This window comes from Allobosea lupini (genome assembly GCF_900109525.1).
Classification (GTDB): domain Bacteria; phylum Pseudomonadota; class Alphaproteobacteria; order Rhizobiales; family Beijerinckiaceae; genus Allobosea; species Allobosea lupini.
The window spans coordinates 165453-180292 of sequence record NZ_FOAN01000007.1 but is presented as its reverse complement, the minus strand read 5'-3'; the positions used below and the strand labels follow the sequence as shown (position 1 = coordinate 180292).

The window sequence follows — 14840 nt, the reverse complement described above, 5'->3', positions numbered from 1 at the left end:
TGTCATGCGTCGGCCGGCTTATACTCAGCCGGCTCGGCGCGAGGCAAGCGCAGCCGCAGGCTTTCCAGCCTATCTGCTCTGCGCGCGATGCTTAAGCGTTTGTTGGCGAACTGTCCGCAATGTGCGGTTTGGCCAATCAGCGGACTAGAACGCAGCGGGCATGACCAACGCCATCGTCGAGCATAACGCGCGCCTGCGGACTTTCCGGATCGACGCCACCGATATCGGCCAGTTGCGGCAGCAGGCGGAATTCGCCCGTCGGCGCCTGCCGACCCTGTTGCCGGAGCTGCACCCCCATTTCGAGGCCTGGCCCGAGATCCTGAGCGCCATGCAGCGGCCGGACGTGCATGAGCTGCGGCTCGCGCACTGGATCAGGCTGGTCTCGGGCGAGTTCGAAGACGGTTTTCTGCAGTCGGCACGCGCACTCGCCAGCGCCTTCTACGATAATGGCGTTCCCGCCCATGCCGTCGCGATCTGCCATGCGATCGTCGGCAATGCGATCGGCGCCGAGCTCGGCCTGCTGCGCGATGGGCTCGCCAAGCTCAGCCATGTCTGGCACGCCAAGGAATACAACCGGCGCATCGCCCTGCGCGCCGCCCTGAACAAGGCCGTGCAGCTCGATCTCGAACTGCTGCTCGAAACGTACAGCCATGTCCAGCAGGAGAGCCGCGAGCGCACCCGGCGCGAGATCTCGGCCTTCGAAGTCACGATCCGGGAGGTCGTCGGCGCGGTGACCGGCAGCGCCCGCATCGTCGAGGATATGGCCCATACGATGAACGGGCTCGTCAAGGAGACTGGCGTGCAGGCCGTCGCCGCCGCGCGAGCTTCGGACGAGGCCTCGGACAATGTCGGCAGCGTCGCCAGCGCCACCGAGCAGCTCTCCATCTCCTTGAGTGCGATTTCGGGGGAGGTCGCCAGCGCCACGACCAAGGCTCACCATGCCAGCAATGCGGCATTGCGAACGGAAGCGATCGTCAAGGGCCTGGCGCAATCGGCGCAGACGATCGGCTCGATCGTCGACCTGATCCGCGACATCGCCGCCCAGACCAATCTGCTGGCACTCAATGCGACAATCGAGGCGGCCCGCGCCGGCGAGGCTGGGCGCGGCTTTGCGGTCGTCGCCCAGGAGGTGAAGCAGCTGTCCGCGCGCACCGCCAGGGCGACCGACGAGATCGCGGCCCAGGTGCCGGCCATGCAGGCCGCGACGCAGGAGGCCGTCGAGGCGATCGAGAGCATCGTCGGCTTCGTCGGCGACATGGACCAGACGACACTGACGATCGCGAGCTCGGTCGATGAGCAGCGGGCGGCGACCCAGGAGATCGCCCGCAGCATCAGCTACGCCTCACAGGGCACGCAGGAGGTCGCGCAGGCGATTGCCAGTGTCAACGACTCCGCCCAGGCCGCCGGAGCCGGCGTCGGCGAGATGCTCGGCCTCGCCCAGACGCTGGCCCAGCGGGCCGGGACCCTGACCGAGGCCTTCGAGAATCTGAGCAGGCAGAACCGCGTCGCCTGAGGCGTATCCGTCACCCACCTGTCAAGCATGGCTCCTAATTTCAAGCCATTCTAACTTGGACGACAGGAAGGGGCCGGTCATGACTGACGAGACCCAATACGAATCCACCTTCGGCGCCAGCATGCTCGAGCATGACGATGCGCCCCCGCAGAACCAATCCGCCAATCCGACCATGGGCGAACTGATCGGCCAGCGGTTCTCGCGCCGCGGCCTGCTCAAGGGCGCCCTCGCCGTCTCCGCCATCTCGGCGACGGTCGGCGCCACTGCTCTGGCGACCGCCGAGGAGGCCAAGGCCCAGGCGAAGGGCTCCGCTTTCAGCTTCAAGGAGGTCGAGGCCGGGGTCGACGCCGACCACCATGTCGCGGAAGGCTATCAGGCCGACGTGCTGCTGCGCTGGGGCGACCCGCTCTTCCCCGAGGCGCCGGCTTTCGATCCGACCAGGCAGACGCCCGAGTCCCAGGCGAAGCAGTTCGGCTACAACAACGACTTCGTCGGCTACCTGCCCGTGCCAGGCGCGGCCGACCCGTCGGCCCATGGCGTGCTCTTCGTCAATCACGAATACACCAACCCGCATCTGATGTTCCCGGGCGTCGTCGAGATCAAGGACGGCAAGCCGGTGATGAAGAACGCCACGCCGGAGCGTTTCGCGGTCGAAGCCATGGCGCATGGTGCCACCGTCGCCGAGATCCGCCGGACCGACGGGAAATGGGCGCTGGTGAAGGACTCGAAGTACAATCGCCGCATCACCGCCGCCACCGAGATGCAGCTTTCCGGCCCCGTCGCCGGCAGCGACCGCGTCAAGACCAATGCCGATGCCAGCGGCCGCAAGGTCTTCGGCACGCTGAACAACTGCTCCGGCGCAATGACGCCCTGGGGCACCTTCGTCTCCGGCGAAGAGAACTTCCACGGCTACTTCTCCGGCAAGCTGCCTGACGGCCACCGCGAGGAAGCCAACTACAAGCGCCTCGCGATTCCGTCGGCACCCTATGCCTGGGGCCGGTTCGAGGAGCGCTTCGATCTTGCCAAGGAGCCGAACGAGGCCAACCGCTTCGGCTGGGTGATCGAGGTCGACCCGTTCGATCCGAACTCGGTGCCGAAGAAGCGCACCGCGCTCGGCCGCTTCAAGCATGAAGGCGCCGACAGCATCGTCGCCAAGGACGGCCGCGTCGTCGTCTATCTCGGCGACGACGAGCGCTTCGACTACGTCTACAAATTCGTCACGGCCGGCCGCTTCGATCCGAACAATCGCGCCGCCAACATGGACCTGCTCGACACCGGCACGCTCTCTGTCGCGAAGTTTGCCGCCGACGGCACGGTCGAATGGCTGCCGCTGGTTTTCGGGCAGGGCCCGCTCACCGCAGCCAACGGCTTCGCCAGCCAGGCGGATGTGCTGATCGAGGCTCGCCGCGCCGGCGACCTGCTCGGCGCGACCAAGATGGATCGGCCGGAGGACATCACGCCTAACGGCGTCAACGGCCGCGTCTATGTGATGCTGACCAACAACACCAACCGCAAGGAAGACCAGGTCGACGCCGCCAATCCGCGCGCCAAGAACGCCTTCGGCCACATCATCGAGATCATCGAGGACGGCGGCGACTTCACCGCGACCAAGGGCAAATGGGAAGTGCTGCTGAAATGCGGCGATCCGTCGGTCGCCGCGGTCGGCGCCAGCTTCTCGACCGAAACCAGCAAGAATGGCTGGTTCGGCATGCCGGACAATGCCGTGGTCGATTCCGCCGGCCGGCTCTGGGTCTCGACCGACGGCAACGGCCCGCAGGAGACAGGCCGCACCGATGGTCTCTGGGCGGTCGACACCGAAGGCGAGGCACGCCGGACTTCCAAGCTGTTCTACCGCGTGCCTCATGGCGCCGAGCTTTGCGGCCCCTGCTTCACGCCGGACGACACGACTGCCTTCGTGGCCGTCCAGCATCCCGGCGACGACGGCCCGGACTGGCCGGCCTTCGGCCGCCGCTCCTATTACGAGGACCTCTCGACCCGCTGGCCCGACTTCAAGCCGGACATGCCGACGCGTCCTTCGGTGGTGGCGATCACCAAGCGTGGCGGCGGCAAGATCGGCGTGTAGGTTTCGCTGTCCGGAAGACTGGGCGAGCGACGCGCTTTCCTTCTCCCGAATGGGAGAAGGTGGCCCGGTAGGGCCGGATGAGGGCCTGCAGTCGAACCAGCGAAACGAAAACCGAGCCGCGGTTAGCTCGCCACCATAACGTCCGACGGCGGTCCCTCACCCCTATCCCTCTCCCATCCGGGAGAGGGGTTCCCCGCGCTCCTTGTTCGTCGATAGAGGCTAGTGGAGCTTCACGCCGCCTTCCTGGCGCCGAAGGTCGGGTCGAGCTCGCCCTTGGCGTAGCGCTTGGCCATGTCGGCCAGCGTGATCACGCGCTTGATCTTCGAGGCCTGGCCGGCGGTGTTGAACTCTTCCAGCCGCTTCTTGCAGAGCGCGGTCATCGCCTCCATCGCCGGCTTCAGATACTTGCGCGGGTCGAACTCCCCGGGGTGCTCGGACAGGATCTTGCGGATCTGGCCGGTCATCGCCATCCGGTTGTCGGTGTCGATGTTGATCTTGCGCACGCCGTGCTTGATGCCGCGCTGGATCTCCTCGACCGGCACGCCCCAGGTCTGGGGCATCTTGCCGCCATACTGGTTGATGACGTCCTGCAGGTCCTGCGGCACCGAGGAGGAGCCGTGCATGACGAGATGCATGTTCGGCAGCTTCTTATGGATCTCCTCGATGACATGCATCGCCAGGATCGCACCGTCGGGCTTGCGGGTGAACTTGTAGGCGCCGTGCGAGGTGCCCATGGCGATGGCGAGCGCATCGACCTTGGTCTCGGCGACGAACTTCACCGCCTCGTCCGGATTGGTCAGGAGCTGGTCGTGGCTGAGCTTGCCCTCGAAGCCGTGGCCGTCCTCCTTCTCGCCCTCGCCGCTCTCGAGCGAGCCGAGCACGCCGAGCTCGCCCTCGACCGAAATGCCGCCGAGATGGGCCATGTCGGTGACCGTCTTGGTCACGCCGACATTGTAGTCCCAGTCGCCGGGGGTCTTGCCGTCCGCCTTGAGCGAGCCGTCCATCATCACCGAGGTGAAGCCGGCCTGGATCGCAGTCATGCAGGTCGCCGGCTCGTTGCCGTGGTCGAGATGCACGCAGACCGGGATGTGCGGATAGATTTCGGTGACCGCGTCCATCATGTGCTTGAGCATGATGTCGTTGGCGTAGGAGCGCGCGCCGCGCGAGGCCTGGATGATCACCGGCGCATCGGTCGCGTCCGCCGCGGCCATGATCGCGAGCGCCTGCTCCATGTTGTTGATGTTGAAGGCCGGAACGCCGTAGTCGTTCTCGGCGGCATGGTCGAGCAATTGGCGAAGCGTGATGCGGGCCACGATGATCCTCCGGTTGGGCTCAGCTTATCCGGAGGGTTTAGAATCGAACTGTGGCGGACGCAAAGCCAAAGCGCTGAAAACGTGAACGCGATCAGCACCCGCGGGCTTCGAGGACCCTGACGCGCTCCTCGATCGCGGCGACCTGCTCGGCGAAGTCGCCCGTCACGGCCTTGGCCATGACGAGGAGGCCGGCCGTGTCGCGGCGCTGCTTGCGGACGAGATCCCCGAGCTCATCAAAGCGCTTGTCGACGGCGTCGAAGCGTTTGTCTGCTCGGACAGCTGCGCCTGAATCTTCTTCAGGACCTCGAACATCGCAGTCTGCACATTCTCGCTCATCGCATCGTGGCTCCAGTGAAACCATCATGCTACAGCGAGAACATAGCATAAACATTCTACCCCGCAACCGCAAGCTGCGCCGACGATCAACCCTTGCGCAGCGCCTCGACACCCGGCAGAGCCTTGCCTTCCATCCATTCGAGGAAGGCGCCGCCGGCGGTCGAGACATAGGTCAGGTCCCCGGCGACCTCGGCATGGTTCATCGCCGCGACCGTATCGCCGCCGCCGGCGACCGCGACGAGCTTGCCCTCGCGCACGCGCTCCGCCACGGCCTTGGCCACGGCGACCGTCGCCGTGTCGAAAGGCGGCAGCTCGAAGGCGCCGAACGGCCCGTTCCAGACCACGGTCTTCACGCTGTCGAGCTTGAGCACGACCTCGGCGACGCTGAGCGGGCCGGCATCGAGGATCATCTCGTCCGGTCCGACCTCATTGATCGAGACGACGCGATGGCCGGGATGGGCCTTGAACTCGCGCGCCACCAGCGCATCGACCGGCAGGATGATCTCGCAGCCTGCCGCCTTGGCTTTCGCCTCGATCTCGCGGGCGATGTCGGCGAGATCATGCTCGCAGAGCGACTTGCCGACGTTGACGCCGCGCGCGGCGAGGAAGGTGTTGGCCATGCCGCCGCCGATGACAAGCACGTCGACCTTCTGCACGAGATTGCCGAGCAGTTCGAGCTTGGTCGAGACCTTGGCGCCGCCGACGATCGCCATCACCGGCCGAGCCGGGTTGTCGAGACCGGCCGAAAGCGCTTCCAGTTCGGCCTGCATGGTGCGCCCGGCATAGGCCGGCAGCAGATGCGCCAGCCCTTCGGTCGAGGCATGGGCGCGGTGGGCGGCCGAGAAGGCGTCGTTGACATAGAGATCGCCATTGGCGGCGAGCGCCTTGACGAATTCGGGATCGTTCTTCTCGTCGCCGGCGTGGAAACGGGTGTTCTCCAGAAGCAGGATCTCGCCGTTCTTGGCGGCGGCGATCGCCTTCTGCGCCTCCGTGCCGATGCAGTCGCCAACGAAGATCACCGGCTGGCCGAGTGCATGCGCCAACGCCGGCACCACCTGCCGCAGGCTGTTCTTCTCGTCGCGGCCCTTGGGCCGGCCGAAATGCGCCAGCAGGATGACCTTGCCGCCCTTCTGCGCGATCTCGCGGATCGTCGGCAGGATCCGGTCGATACGGGTCGTATCGGTGACCCTGCCCTCCTCCATCGGCACGTTGAGATCGACACGGACGAGAACGCGCTTGCCGGCGAGATCGGCGTCGTCGAGGGTGCGGAAAGCAGGCATGAAGGGCGCTCTCTTACAAACGTTGGAACAGACAGGGATAATCCATGACGAGGCCGTCCTCGTCGACCGGAAGCTCGGCGGTGAAACTGCCATCGGCCGTCTCGAACCGGAAGAGCCTTGGCGCAAGGCAGGTATAGACCTGCTCGGTGACGAAGGGCTCGAAGCTGTCGAACGGCACGAACAGCATGGCGATGCGCCGCTGGTGGCCAATTTCCCAGGCGAGACGACGGATCGGCAGCGTGTTGGTGAAGGGCGTGGCGGAGAGATCGATGTCGACGCAGCCGTCGAAAGCCGGCAGAAGGCCGCGCTCGCCGTCATGCCACGCGCCGTCTCGCCGGGTCATGGCGAGACCACGGCCATCGGTCGTCGCGACCTCGAAGGAGCGGACCGTGAAATCGGCGTCGCAATCGATGCGATAGCTCGCGCCGAAGCGGCTCCCATCGCGCTCGCCGACCACAGTGGCCTCGGCGCGAAGACCGTTCGCCTGCGCGCGCACCGTCAGATGTTCGAGCCCGTCGCCTTCCAATGCCCGCCAGCGGACACTGCGCCCGTCCGCAAGATCGGCGGGCGGGCGGAAGCTCATCGCGGCAGGATCGGCGGCAGCACGCCGGGAACGCCGCTCTTCAATACGATCACCGTCAGGACGACGGTCAGAACCGCGGTGACGATGCCGGTGAGCAGCAGGGCGCCGAAGCGCGGGGTCGAATTGACGCGCTGGCGCAGGGCCGAGAGCTCCTCGCGCAGGCCGGCGAAGTCCATGGTGCCGGCGGCGAGATCGACCTTCTGGGCGCTGCGCTCCAGCGAGGCCTCGGCGCGGGTCAGCACCGCCTCGTAGCGCGCGAACTTCTCTTCGATCCGGGCCGTCTTGTCCTCGATGCGCGAGAGCTGGTCGAGCTTGCGCGGATCGCTCGGCGCGAGCGGCTCGGCCGGCTTCGCGTCGGTGGCGCGCGCTGCGGCGATCTCGGCCATGCTCGGGGCCGGCGGCACGATGACGGTCTCAGGGGACGTGGTCGACGTGGCGACGGTCGGCTCGATCTTATTCATTGCGCGGTCCGTTCCTCGGCAGTTTTAGGCGCAGCCGCGCCTGTCCGGCGCGGCTGCGAAGGGAGTGTGCGTCAGATCAGCTTCGCCATGGCGACGGCGGTGTCGCTCATGCGGTTCGAGAAGCCCCACTCGTTGTCGTACCAAGACAGGACGCGGACGAACTTCTCGTCCATGACCTTGGTCTGGTCGAGCGCGAAGGTCGACGAGGCCGGGTCGTGGTTGAAGTCGATCGAGACGTTGGGCTGGTCGGTGACGGCGAGGATGCCCTTCAGCGCGCCGCGCTTGCTCGCCTTGATGATGGCGTCGTTGATCTTCTCGACCGTGGTCTTGCGCTTCGAGATGAACTTGAAGTCGACGACCGAGACGTTCGGGGTCGGCACGCGGATCGAGGTGCCGTCGAGCCGGCCCTTGAGCTCGGGGATGACGAGGCCGATCGCCTTGGCGGCGCCGGTCGAGGTCGGGATCATCGACATCGCGGCGGCGCGGCCGCGATAGAGGTCCTTGTGCATCGTGTCCAGCGTCGGCTGGTCGCCGGTATAGGCATGGATCGTGGTCATGAAGCCCTTGTCGATGCCGACGGCGTCATGCAGCACCTTGACCACCGGCGCGAGGCAGTTGGTCGTGCAGGAGGCGTTCGAGACGACGATGTGGTCCTTGGTCAGGGCCTCGTTGTTGACGCCGTAGACCACTGTCAGGTCGGCGCCGTCGCAGGGGGCCGAGACCAGGACGCGCTTGGCGCCGGCGGCGAGATGGGCCGCCGCCTTGTCGCGGGTCGTGAAGATGCCGGTGCATTCCAGCGCGATGTCGACGCCAAGCGCCTTGTGCGGCAGGTCCTTGGGATCGCGGATCGCGGTGACCTTGATCGGGCCGCGGCCGACATCGATCGTGTCGCCGGAGACGGTAACCGTGCCGGGGAAGCGGCCGTGCACGGAATCGAAGCGAAAGAGATGGGCGTTGGTCTCGACCGGGCCGAGATCGTTGATCGCCACGACCTCGATGTCCTTGCGCTTCGACTCGATGATCGCGCGCAGCACGTTGCGCCCGATACGGCCGAAGCCGTTGATCGCCACCTTGACCGTCATCTCAATCCTCTCCTTCGCCGTTCACCGGCATGGGCCGGGCCATTCACGCGGGCAAATCGGCCAAACCATGGCGGAACGCAAGGGCAGGCCTTAAAAATTTGAGTTGGCTCAGCCGTTGTGACGCTTGATCGCCGCCTCGACCACCGCCTCCGGAGTGATGCCGAAATGCTTGTAGACCTCCTTGTAGGGGCCGCTCGCCCCGAAGGAGGACATGCCGACGAAGCCGCCGTCAGTGCCGATCACGCCATCCCAGCCGAAGCGCACGGCCGCCTCGACCGCAATCTTGATCGGGGCATCGCCGATGATCGCGGCCCTGGTAGCCTCGTCCTGCTCAAGCAGTGCTTCGAGCGAGGGCACCGAGACGACTCGGGCGCGCATGCCCTTGTCGGCCAGGAGCTTGCGGGCAGCGACCGCGATCTCGACCTCGGAGCCCGAGGCGAAGAGCGAGACCTGCGCCTTGCCACCTTCAGCCGCCAGCAACTCGTAGGCGCCCTTGGCCGAACGGTTCGTCGCGGTGCCGTCGGTACGGACCGGCGCCAGGTTCTGGCGCGACAGCGCCAGCACCGTCGGGCCGTCGGTGCGCTCCAGCGCGATCTGCCAGGCTTCGGCCGTCTCGATCGCATCGGCGGGACGCAGCACGCGCATGTTCGGCATGGCGCGCAAGCTGGCGATCTGCTCGACCGGCTGGTGGGTCGGACCGTCCTCGCCGAGGCCGATCGAATCATGGGTCATGACATAGATGACCGGCAGCCCCATCAGCGCGGCGAGCCGCATCGAGGGACGGGCATAGTCGGCGAAGACCAGGAAGGTGCCCCCGGCGGTACGGAAGCCGCCATGCAGGGTGATGCCGTTCATCGCCGCCGCCATGCCGTGCTCGCGGATGCCGTAGCGGACATAGCGGCCCTTCGGGGTCTTCGGCGTGAAGTCCTCGAAGCCCTTGGCGCGGGTGTTGTTGGAGGGCGTCAGGTCGGCCGAGCCTGAGACCAGCTCCGGCATCACGGGTACGATCACGTCCAGCGCCAGTTCGGAAGCCTTGCGGGTCGCGACGGTCACCGGGTTCGCAGCCAGCGCCTTCTTGTGGGCGACCAGCGTCTTGGCGAGCTTGGCCGGCACGGCGTGGTTCAGGCGGCGCTCGAACTCGCCGCGCTTGCGCTCGGACAGCGCCGCGAGGCGTGTATTCCAGTCCTTGCGCTCGGCGAAGCCGGTGGCGCCGAAACCGCGCCAGGCCTTGAGCACGTCGGCCGCGACCTCGAACGGACCGCCGGTGATGCCGAGCGCCTTCTTGGCGGCGGCGAGTTCCTCGGCGCCGAGCGGCTCGCCATGCGCCTTGGATGTGCCGGCCTTCTTCGGCGCGCCGAAGCCGATCACGGTCTTGCAGGCGATCAGCGTCGGCTTGTTCGACTTCTGGGCGCGGCGAACCGCAGCCTCGATCGCGTCGGGATCATGCCCGTCGACGCGCTCGGCCTTCCAGCCACAGGCCTTGAAGCGGGCGAGCTGGTCGACCGAGTCCGAGATCGAGAGCGGCCCGTCGATCGAGATGCCGTTGTCGTCCCAGAGCACGATCAGCTTGTTGAGCTTCTGATGGCCGGCGAGCGCGATCGCCTCCTGGCTGATGCCTTCCATCAGATCGCCGTCGGAGGCCAGCACATAGGTCTTGTGGTCGACCAGCTTCCTGCCGAACTCGGCGGCGAGCATGCGCTCGGCCATCGCCATGCCGACCGCGGTGGCGAGACCCTGGCCGAGCGGGCCTGTGGTGGTCTCGACGCCGGCGGTCATGAAGTTCTCGGGATGGCCCGGCGTCTTCGATTCGAGCTGGCGGAACTTCTTGAGGTCGTCGAGCTCCATGCCGGGCGTGCCGGTGAGATAGAGCAGCGCGTAGATCAGCATCGAGCCATGGCCGGCCGAGAGCACGAAACGGTCGCGATCGGGCCAACGCGGCTCGGCCGCATCATATTTCAGGATGCGGGTGAACAGCACGGTCGCGACGTCGGCCGCGCCCATCGGCAGGCCGGGATGGCCGGACTTGGCCTGCTCGACGCCGTCCATGGCGAGGGAACGGATGGCGTTGGCGAGCCGCTCGTGCTGGGCGCGGTCGATCGCAGGCGTCGTCATGGAGTCTCTCCGGCAAGTGCGGAACGAGGCTCGCGCCGAAGCTGGCCGGCGACGAGCAGCGAACTCTTGAGAAAAAGGTCGCGCGTTCGATAGGCCGCCCGCTCAAGCGGAGTCAATTCGCCTGCAAGGACGCAGATATCGAGTTTTCCCCACGCTTCGCTCGGACCGCACCGGCCAAAGCGCTTTCCACGGAGATATTTGTTAATCTACGCTTCCGAATCGGATGAGCCGGCTTCCCCGGCACGCAAAGGAAGAAGCGTGGCGTCTCCAGCACTGGATCACGCCCTGTCGCGCCTCGAAGGCGCGCTCGGCCAGCTCGAAGCAGCCGCTCGCAGGCGGCTCGAGGTCGAGCGTGGCCGCGCAAACCTCGAAACCGAGCTTACCCTGATGCAGGACGATCGCGCCCGCCTCGCGGTCGAACTCGACGGCGCCATGGCCCGGATCGGCCAGGTCGAGGGCGTCGCGCAGGAAGTCGACCGCAAGCTCGACCGCGCCATGACGGCGCTTGCCGAAGTGATCGCCCGCGTCGAGGCCCAACCCGACGAAGAAGCCGAGCAGGACGCCTGATGCCCCAGGTCAACGTCACCATCTCAGGCAAGGCCTATCGCATGGCATGCGGCGATGGCGAGGAGCCGCATCTGGAGGCGCTCGCTCAGCTCTATGACGGCAAGATCGAGGAGATGCGCCAGGCCTTCGGCGAGATCGGCGACATGCGCCTGCACGTCATGGCAGCGCTGATGGTCGCCGACGAGGTCACCGAGCTGAAGAGGAAGGTCGAGACGCTCGAAGATCGCCTCCATTCGCTGCAGGGCGATGCCGGCTTCGCCGACCAGCGCGCCGGCGAGGTCGAGGAGAGGGCCGCCGCCGCCCTCGTCGCCGCGGCCGAGCGGATCGAGAGCGTGGCGAGGAGCCTGCTGCCCGGGCAGGTGGGGTAGTCGCCGCAGGCATTTCCGCCGCCTTTGCAATTCCTCAATCATGCCCGACTGACGCTTCCAGACGTAAGCGAATCGATGAAGGCGGCGGCTATGGGTGACAGGGTTCGGGTAGCGATTCTCCTCGGCGGCAGGTCCTCCGAGCACGAGGTCTCGCTGATGTCCGCGACCAATGTGGTCAAGGCGATCGACAAGGCGAAATACGACGTCGTGCCGATCCTGATCACCAGGGCGGGCGCATGGCGCGAGCTCGAATTGCAGAACGGCGTTCTGCCCGATCCGATCCCGCAGGACGGCGCCGAGCTCTGCCTGCTGCCGGGCGGGAACGGGCGCCTCCTGCGCCTGCAGGACGGCGCCGCGCCGCAGACCTTGCCGAAGATCGACGTGCTCTTCCCGGTTCTGCATGGCCTCGATGGCGAGGACGGCTCGGTCCAGGGGCTGGCCCAGGTTGCCGGCATCCCGCTCGCCGGCTGCGGCATCGTCGGCTCGGCCAATGCGCTCGACAAGGACATCGCCAAGCGGCTGCTGCGCGAGGCCGGCCTGAGCGTCGCCCGCTCGCTCACCGTTCGCCGAGGCGAGGCGCTCGGCTTCGAACAGGTCAGCGCCGCGCTCGGCCTGCCGCTGTTCGTCAAGCCGGCACGCCAGGGCTCCTCGGTCGGCGTCAGCAAGGCGACGAATGCCGAGAGCTTCGCAGCGGCGCTCGCCGAGGCCTTCCGGCACGACCGTGTGGTGCTGGTCGAGGAGTTCATCGCCGGCCGCGAGATCGAGCTCAGCGTGCTGGAGCAGGCCGATGGCGAGACCATCGTCTCGCTGCCGGGCGAGATCGTCGCCGCCGCGAGCCACGGCTTCTACACCTACGAGGCCAAATATCTCGACGAGGACGGCGCCCGCGTCGAGGTTCCCGCTCATCTGCCGGAGGAAACGATCGCCAACCTGCAGGAACTGGCGAAGCGTGCCTTCCATGCCCTCGGCTGCGACGGCATGGCCCGCGTCGACTTCTTCCTGCGCCCGGACGGCAGCGCGCTGGTCAACGAGATCAACACCATCCCCGGCTTCACCGACATCAGCATGTTCCCGAAGGCGCTCGCCGCCAGCGGTGTCGCCTATCCCGACCTGATCGACCAGGTGATCCGGCATGGGATGGCGCGGGGGGCCTGATCCGGCCGGCGCTCGGAGGTCGCGCTACCCCGCAATGGGCTGAACCGGCTCGGGTGAAAAGCTCAGCCCGCGCGGTGTCGCGCGGTCGACCACCAGCCGCAACAGATCCGGCCGCGAATAGTGGCCGGCGGCGTCGACGGCCGATTTGGCTGCCAGTACGGCCTCCATACTGCCTTCCGCGAGCAAAATCGTCTCGCCTCGCGCCGGCCCGGCGATGACCTCGCCGCGCGGGTCGATGATGTAGCTCTCGCCGGTATGCTCATAGGTAGACAGTTCGCGATACCGGTCCGGCACGTGCTCGGTCAGCCTGATTCCGGCTGCTGCGATCACATAGCAGGCAGCTTGCGACGCAAAGGCCCGTGACAACAGCAGCTGCCGCGGCCAGACGCTGTCGGGATGCGCTGGCGCCGGATCAACCTCTCGCCCGGGCCAGGCGGCGACATGCACCTGCGTTCCCTGCGCGGCGAGCGCGTAGGTCGGCAGGATTATGTTGTGCTCCCAGCAGTTCAGGCCGCTGATCCGGGCATAGGGCCGCTGATAGGCTTGCAGGCCGCGAGCATCGCCGTCGCCCCAGACCGCCCGCTCGACATGCGTCGGCTTGAGTTTGCGGTGCCGCCCAAGAATCGCGCCGTCCCGGCCAATGAAGAGAAGCGTGCAATAGACGGTGCCGAGCGTCGCGGTATCGCGCTCGACGATGCCGATCACGACGTCGACCCTGCCCTTTTTCGCAGCGGCGCACAGCTTGTCCGTGGTCGGGCTCGGCACCTCGACGGCGCTGGCATGGTATTCCGCCATGGCCTGCCAGCTCAGCGGCTGGAAGGTGGAGTCGACGAAGAACGGGTAGCCGGGAAGCCAGCTCTCGCCGAATGCGACGATCGTCGCACCGGCGGCTGCGGCCTCGCCGATCAGCCGGCAGGCCTTCCGCGTGGCGCCGTCCCGATCGAACAGCACATGAGCGGCCTGGACCGCGGCGAGCGTGAAGCGTCCTTCGACCGGCATTGCCACCTCCTGCCCAGCGTCAGCTGCACCTGAGCCATGGAAGGCATCATGAAAACAAGCTTTGCATAAGGAAAGCTTGGAATTATTATGCAGGACATAAAGGATTTTTATTCAGACATCGCATGCCGCGAAACCTCGATATCGCGCTCCTGCGGACCTTCGACGCCATCGTCGACGCGGGCAGCATCACCGGCGCCGCGCGCCTCCTGCATCTGACGCAGGCTGCGGCGAGTCTGCAGTTGAAGCGGCTCGAGAGCGTGTTCCGTTGCCAGCTGGTCGAACGCGGCCGCCGGCCACTGCGCCTGACCCCGCAGGGCGAAAGACTGCTGGCACAGGCGCGAAGGCTACTGCGCAGCAATGACGACGTCTGGGCGGCGATGAACGCGCCGGAATTCGCGGGAGACGTCCGGCTCGGCATGCCTTCCGATCTCGTGCGTCCCTACGGCACACCGGTTCTGCGTCGCTTCGGCCGGGCCCATCCGCGCGTGCGGGTCTCGATCGTCTGCGACACGACCGGCCGCCTGCTCGACATGCTCGGTCGCGGCGAGATCGATCTGACCATGGCCGTCCAGATCGACTGCGCTCAACATGGCGAGACCTTGCGGACCGATCCCCTCGTTTGGGTGGGCTCGCGCGATGGCGATGCCTTCTGGCGCGATCCGTTGCCCATTGCGACGGGCGACGATACCTGCCCGCATCGTCCCGTGGCTCTCAAGGCGTTGGCCGAGGCCGGCCGCGACTGGCGTTTCATCTGCGAAGTCAGCAGCTTCGAGCCGATCTGCGCCACCGTCGAAGCCGACATGGCGGTCTCGCCCATGCTGGCCTCCACTGTGCCGGACAGCCTGCGCATTCTCGACGATGCCAGCGGCCTGCCGCGCCTCAGCGCCTTCTCGATCAATCTGTATTGCCGCAGATCGGCCATGTCCGAGGTTGCCGAGGAGCTGGCGCGTCATATTCGTGCACAGCTTTCGGCATGATCGACACTGGC

General features: G+C 66.7%; 14 protein-coding genes. 6 read left to right on the top strand and 8 right to left on the bottom strand.

The features are described 5' to 3' along the window. The first annotated feature begins 160 nt into the window (after nucleotides 1-160). The gene (locus tag BMZ21_RS21190) at nucleotides 161-1513 is read left to right on the top strand and encodes a globin-coupled sensor protein (RefSeq protein ID WP_091838967.1); all 1353 of its coding nucleotides are present in this window, start codon (nucleotides 161-163) and stop codon (nucleotides 1511-1513) included. A 79-nt stretch (nucleotides 1514-1592) separates the two neighbouring features. Then, nucleotides 1593-3596, top strand: a complete 2004-nt coding sequence (locus BMZ21_RS21185; protein WP_091838964.1) for a PhoX family protein — start codon at nucleotides 1593-1595, stop codon at nucleotides 3594-3596. A gap of 230 nt (nucleotides 3597-3826) precedes the next feature. Here BMZ21_RS21185 and fba read toward each other — a convergent pair whose 3' ends face one another. The 7 genes from fba to tkt form a co-directional block, all read right to left on the bottom strand. After that, a complete protein-coding gene (gene fba, locus BMZ21_RS21180; RefSeq protein WP_091838959.1) occupies nucleotides 3827-4909 on the bottom strand; it encodes a class II fructose-bisphosphate aldolase in 1083 nt (360 codons plus the stop codon). Between the two features lie 91 nt (nucleotides 4910-5000). Next, on the bottom strand, nucleotides 5001-5273 hold the full coding sequence (locus BMZ21_RS29985) for a hypothetical protein (RefSeq protein WP_143079752.1): 273 nt from the start codon (nucleotides 5271-5273) through the stop codon (nucleotides 5001-5003). Nucleotides 5274-5331: 58 nt separating this feature from the next. Then, nucleotides 5332-6525: a phosphoglycerate kinase gene (locus BMZ21_RS21175; RefSeq protein WP_091838956.1), complete on the bottom strand. Its 1194-nt coding sequence runs from the start codon at nucleotides 6523-6525 to the stop codon at nucleotides 5332-5334. A 13-nt stretch (nucleotides 6526-6538) separates the two neighbouring features. Continuing rightward, on the bottom strand, nucleotides 6539-7108 hold the full coding sequence (locus BMZ21_RS21170) for a putative glycolipid-binding domain-containing protein (RefSeq protein ID WP_091838953.1): 570 nt from the start codon (nucleotides 7106-7108) through the stop codon (nucleotides 6539-6541). After that, complete coding sequence (locus tag BMZ21_RS21165) at nucleotides 7105-7569, bottom strand: hypothetical protein (protein ID WP_091838948.1); 465 nt, start codon at nucleotides 7567-7569, stop codon at nucleotides 7105-7107. Before BMZ21_RS21165 ends, BMZ21_RS21170 begins: the two co-directional genes overlap by 4 nt. Nucleotides 7570-7640: 71 nt before the next feature. After that, complete coding sequence (gene gap / locus BMZ21_RS21160) at nucleotides 7641-8651, bottom strand: type I glyceraldehyde-3-phosphate dehydrogenase (protein WP_091838943.1); 1011 nt, start codon at nucleotides 8649-8651, stop codon at nucleotides 7641-7643. 108 nt (nucleotides 8652-8759) lie between these two features. Then, on the bottom strand, nucleotides 8760-10763 hold the full coding sequence (gene tkt / locus BMZ21_RS21155) for a transketolase (protein ID WP_091838940.1): 2004 nt from the start codon (nucleotides 10761-10763) through the stop codon (nucleotides 8760-8762). Between the two features lie 258 nt (nucleotides 10764-11021). Here tkt and BMZ21_RS21150 point away from each other — a divergent pair, with 258 nt between their 5' ends. The 3 genes from BMZ21_RS21150 to BMZ21_RS21140 all read left to right on the top strand — a co-directional run bounded on the left by BMZ21_RS21150 (nucleotide 11022) and on the right by BMZ21_RS21140 (nucleotide 12853). Then, nucleotides 11022-11330, top strand: a complete 309-nt coding sequence (locus BMZ21_RS21150; RefSeq protein WP_244543938.1) for a DUF4164 family protein — start codon at nucleotides 11022-11024, stop codon at nucleotides 11328-11330. Beyond that, nucleotides 11330-11698 carry a cell division protein ZapA gene (locus tag BMZ21_RS21145; RefSeq protein WP_091838936.1) on the top strand — a complete coding sequence of 123 codons (369 nt, stop codon included), beginning with the start codon at nucleotides 11330-11332 and terminating at the stop codon, nucleotides 11696-11698. The genes BMZ21_RS21150 and BMZ21_RS21145 overlap by 1 nt, the downstream gene beginning before the upstream one ends. 90 nt (nucleotides 11699-11788) lie before the next feature. Then, on the top strand, nucleotides 11789-12853 hold the full coding sequence (locus BMZ21_RS21140) for a D-alanine--D-alanine ligase family protein (protein ID WP_091838931.1): 1065 nt from the start codon (nucleotides 11789-11791) through the stop codon (nucleotides 12851-12853). Nucleotides 12854-12877: 24 nt separating this feature from the next. Here BMZ21_RS21140 and BMZ21_RS21135 read toward each other — a convergent pair whose 3' ends face one another. Next, entirely contained in the window at nucleotides 12878-13852 is a 975-nt protein-coding gene (locus BMZ21_RS21135) for a carbon-nitrogen hydrolase family protein (protein ID WP_091838928.1), read from the bottom strand. Here BMZ21_RS21135 and BMZ21_RS21130 point away from each other — a divergent pair. After that, the gene (locus tag BMZ21_RS21130; RefSeq protein ID WP_143079751.1) at nucleotides 13852-14829 is read left to right on the top strand and encodes a LysR family transcriptional regulator; all 978 of its coding nucleotides are present in this window, start codon (nucleotides 13852-13854) and stop codon (nucleotides 14827-14829) included. The genes BMZ21_RS21135 and BMZ21_RS21130 overlap by 1 nt on opposite strands. Nucleotides 14830-14840: the final 11 nt, after the last annotated feature.

What these genes read in the sequence shown, in the direction of transcription:
- BMZ21_RS21165 (WP_091838948.1), bottom strand. Translation starts at nt 7,569, where the DNA reads ATGAATAAGATCGAGCCGACCGTCGCCACGTCGACCACGTCCCCTGAG.
- BMZ21_RS21140 (WP_091838931.1), top strand. Translation starts at nt 11,789, where the DNA reads ATGGGTGACAGGGTTCGGGTAGCGATTCTCCTCGGCGGCAGGTCCTCC.
- BMZ21_RS21185 (WP_091838964.1), top strand. Translation starts at nt 1,593, where the DNA reads ATGACTGACGAGACCCAATACGAATCCACCTTCGGCGCCAGCATGCTC.
- gap (WP_091838943.1), bottom strand. Translation starts at nt 8,651, where the DNA reads ATGACGGTCAAGGTGGCGATCAACGGCTTCGGCCGTATCGGGCGCAAC.
- BMZ21_RS21175 (WP_091838956.1), bottom strand. Translation starts at nt 6,525, where the DNA reads ATGCCTGCTTTCCGCACCCTCGACGACGCCGATCTCGCCGGCAAGCGC.
- tkt (WP_091838940.1), bottom strand. Translation starts at nt 10,763, where the DNA reads ATGACGACGCCTGCGATCGACCGCGCCCAGCACGAGCGGCTCGCCAAC.
- BMZ21_RS21135 (WP_091838928.1), bottom strand. Translation starts at nt 13,852, where the DNA reads ATGCCGGTCGAAGGACGCTTCACGCTCGCCGCGGTCCAGGCCGCTCAT.
- BMZ21_RS21145 (WP_091838936.1), top strand. Translation starts at nt 11,330, where the DNA reads ATGCCCCAGGTCAACGTCACCATCTCAGGCAAGGCCTATCGCATGGCA.
- BMZ21_RS21170 (WP_091838953.1), bottom strand. Translation starts at nt 7,108, where the DNA reads ATGAGCTTCCGCCCGCCCGCCGATCTTGCGGACGGGCGCAGTGTCCGC.
- BMZ21_RS29985 (WP_143079752.1), bottom strand. Translation starts at nt 5,273, where the DNA reads ATGATGGTTTCACTGGAGCCACGATGCGATGAGCGAGAATGTGCAGAC.
- BMZ21_RS21190 (WP_091838967.1), top strand. Translation starts at nt 161, where the DNA reads ATGACCAACGCCATCGTCGAGCATAACGCGCGCCTGCGGACTTTCCGG.